We start from the raw sequence: 2,771 nt of genomic DNA on the forward strand, positions 1-2,771 counted from the left end.
CTCCTCTCCGGTGGCCGCCCAGTGCGCGAGGTTGCACAGAGCGTCGGCGTTCGCGGCGACATGTGCGGCGAGGTGTTTGCGGGTCCATCCGGGCAGCACGCTGTCGGCAGAGAAGCCGGCCTCGTCGAGGTCCGCGACGGCGGCGAGCACCAGCTTCGTGCCCGTGTGAGCCCACCCGCGCGCGTCGGCGAGGGTCCGTGCGCCGTTCGTCATGCCGCGACCACCTTGTTCGTACAGACACCGAGACCGGAGATCTCGGTGACCACGGTGGTGCCGGAGGAGAGGAAGACCTTCGGGTCGCGGGCGTTGCCCACGCCGGCCGGGGTGCCGGTGGCGATGATGTCGCCGGGGCGCAGGGTGATCACGGTGGAGATGTACCGCACCAGGAACACCGGGTCGAACAGCAGCGTGCCGGTGTCGTCCTGCTGCATGACCTGCCCGTCGACGAGCGTCCTCACCTGGAGCGAGGGGCGGACTCCGCCGACCTCGTCGGGGGTGACGACGTAGGGGCCGACCGGGGTGGAGGCTTCCCAGATCTTGCCCTGGGTCCATTCGATGGTGCGGAACTGCCAGTCGCGCACCGAGATGTCGTTCATGACGGTGAAGCCGGCGATGGCGTCGGCGGCCTGCTGTTCGTCGGCGCGGCGTACCGTCTTGCCGATCACGACGGCCAGCTCGACCTCCCAGTCGAGGGCGTCGGTCTCGGCCGGCTTGACGATGTCGTCGTCCGCGCCGAGCAGGGTGTCGGCGAACTTCGGGAAGAGGGTGGGGTAGTCGGGCAGCTCCCGGCCCATCTCCTTGATGTGGTTGGTGTAGTTGTGCCCGACACAGATGATCTTGGACGGGTTGGGTACGACCGGCGCGAAGTCGGCGCCCGCGGCGGGGTAGGTGGTTCCGGAGGCCGCGGCCCTGGCCTGCCAGTCGGCCTCGGCGAACAGCTCGCCCAGGTCGGCGTGTCCGAGATCGACCAGGAGGTCGCCGTCGAGACGGACCGCCCTGGTTCCGTCGGCGGTGCGGATGGTGGCGAGCTTCATGGTCAGGCGTCCTTCTGGGTGCGGTTGAGCCGGAGCGCCTCGAAGACGGGCGCGTCGGAGAAGCGGAAGAGGTCGAGGGCTCCCTCGTCGGAGTCGGTGGTGCCGGCCTCGGACCTGGCGGCGAACGGCTCCCAGGACGGGACGACGAACAGGTCTCCGCGGGTCACCGTCCAGGACGTGTCGCCGACGCTCACCACGCCGGAGCCGTCGAAGACCTGGTAGACCGACGAACCGGTCTCGCGCACCGGCGTGGTCTCGGCGCCGCGGGCGATGCGGTGGAACTCGGCGCGGAGGGTCGGCAGGACGTCGGAGCCGTCGTGGGGGTTGGAGTAGCGCACCGCGGCGTGGCCGGCCTCCACGGTGCCGCCGAAGCCCTCTTTCTCCAGCAGGAGCTGGTCGCGGAGAGCGGCGTTGGTGTATTCCCACTTGTACGACAGCAGCGGACTGCCGGACGCGGGCGGGGCGGCCGCCAGCGGGCGCAGTCCGGGATGGCCCCACAGGCGCTCGGAGCGCGACCGCCGCGGGGTGACGCGCTCGGCGTCGTTGATCTCGTCGCGGCCGAACTCGAAGAACTGCGCCTCGGTGACGTACTGGAAGGGGATGTCCAGGCCGTCGATCCACGCCATGGGTTCGGAGGTGGCGTTGTGGTGGGCGTGCCAGTCCCAGCCGGCCTGCGGGAGGAAGTCGCCGCGGTTCATGGGCACCGGATCGCCGCCGACGACCGTCCACACGCCCGAGCCCTCGACGACGAAACGGAAGGCGTGCTGGGTGTGCCGGTGCTCGGGGGCGTCCTCGCCGGGCATGAGGTATTGGATGGCCGCCCACAGCGTCGGTGTGGCGAAGGGTCTGCCGCCGAGGGAGGGGTTGGCCAGCGCGATGGCCCGGCGCTCGCCGCCGCGGCCGACCGGGACGAGATCACCGGCCCGGGCCGCCAGCTGCCGCAGCCGCTGCCAGCGCCAGAGGTGCGGTACGGCTCGTGAGCGCGGGTGGGCCGGCATCAGGTCGCCGATCTCGGTCCACAGCGGGACGAGCAGTTCCTGCTCGAAGCCCCGGTAGAGCTCTTCGAGTGCCGGAGTGACAGCGGGCTGCCCCTCCGCGGCGAGGGCCTGGAGCCGGACCGGGGAACCCGTGGCGGTGTCTTGGGTCTGGGAGGTCTCAGTCACGGCATCAGCGTGCGCCGCGTCTGGTGAGAGAACATGAAAATTCTGGAGAGCAGAACAGAGGAGCCATGGACAAGCCGCTGAAAACACCGCCGCCCTACCCGATCGCCAGTGTGGACCACGCGCTGAGGACGGCGACCATCCTGCAGATGGAGGGCGGCGCGACCGTCTCCCAGATCGCCGAGCGCCTCGGCGTCGCCCGGTCCACCGCCCACCGGATCCTGGCGATGCTGGTCTACCGGGACTTCGCCGTGCAGAACGAGAACCGCGTCTACCGCGCGGGGCCGGTGCTGGAACTCGCCGCGCACTCCCAGTCCCTGGTCTCGCGGCTGCGCGCGGCGGCCCTGCCTCACCTGCACCGGGTCGTCGACCTGCTGGACGAGACCGCGAACCTGATCGTGCGCACCGGGGACACGGCCCGGTTCATCGCCAGCGTCGAGTGCCGGCAGGCCCTGCGGGTCGGCTCCCGGGAGGGCATGGTGTTCCCGGCCCACCGCACCACGGCCGGACTGCTCCTGCTCGCGTCGCCGCGCTGTGCCTCGGCCCGGCGACCGGCCACCCCACCCCGGGAGAGACA

4 protein-coding genes are annotated in these 2,771 nt (G+C 71.1%); 1 reads left to right on the forward strand and 3 read right to left on the reverse strand.

Going from position 1 to position 2,771, the window contains the following annotated elements:
* The 3 genes from ACWEBX_RS38910 to ACWEBX_RS38920 all read right to left on the reverse strand — a co-directional run.
* Positions 1 to 213, reverse strand: a 213-nt coding sequence (locus ACWEBX_RS38910) for a maleylpyruvate isomerase N-terminal domain-containing protein (RefSeq protein WP_451889429.1), incomplete at its 3' end; no start/stop codon positions are given.
* Positions 210 to 1,034, reverse strand: a complete 825-nt coding sequence (locus tag ACWEBX_RS38915) for a fumarylacetoacetate hydrolase family protein (protein WP_451889430.1) — start codon at positions 1,032 to 1,034, stop codon at positions 210 to 212. The genes ACWEBX_RS38915 and ACWEBX_RS38910, both read right to left, overlap by 4 nt.
* 2 nt (positions 1,035 to 1,036) lie before the next feature.
* Positions 1,037 to 2,197 (reverse strand): cupin domain-containing protein, encoded by a 1,161-nt coding sequence (locus ACWEBX_RS38920; protein ID WP_451889431.1) that lies wholly within the window; start codon positions 2,195 to 2,197, stop codon positions 1,037 to 1,039.
* Positions 2,198 to 2,262: 65 nt separating this feature from the next.
* Between ACWEBX_RS38920 and ACWEBX_RS38925 the strand changes: the two genes are divergently transcribed.
* On the forward strand, positions 2,263 to 2,771 hold a 509-nt coding region (locus ACWEBX_RS38925), incomplete at its 3' end, for an IclR family transcriptional regulator (RefSeq protein ID WP_451889432.1).

The sequence above is a fragment of the Streptomyces sp. NPDC005070 genome, assembly GCF_053600395.1.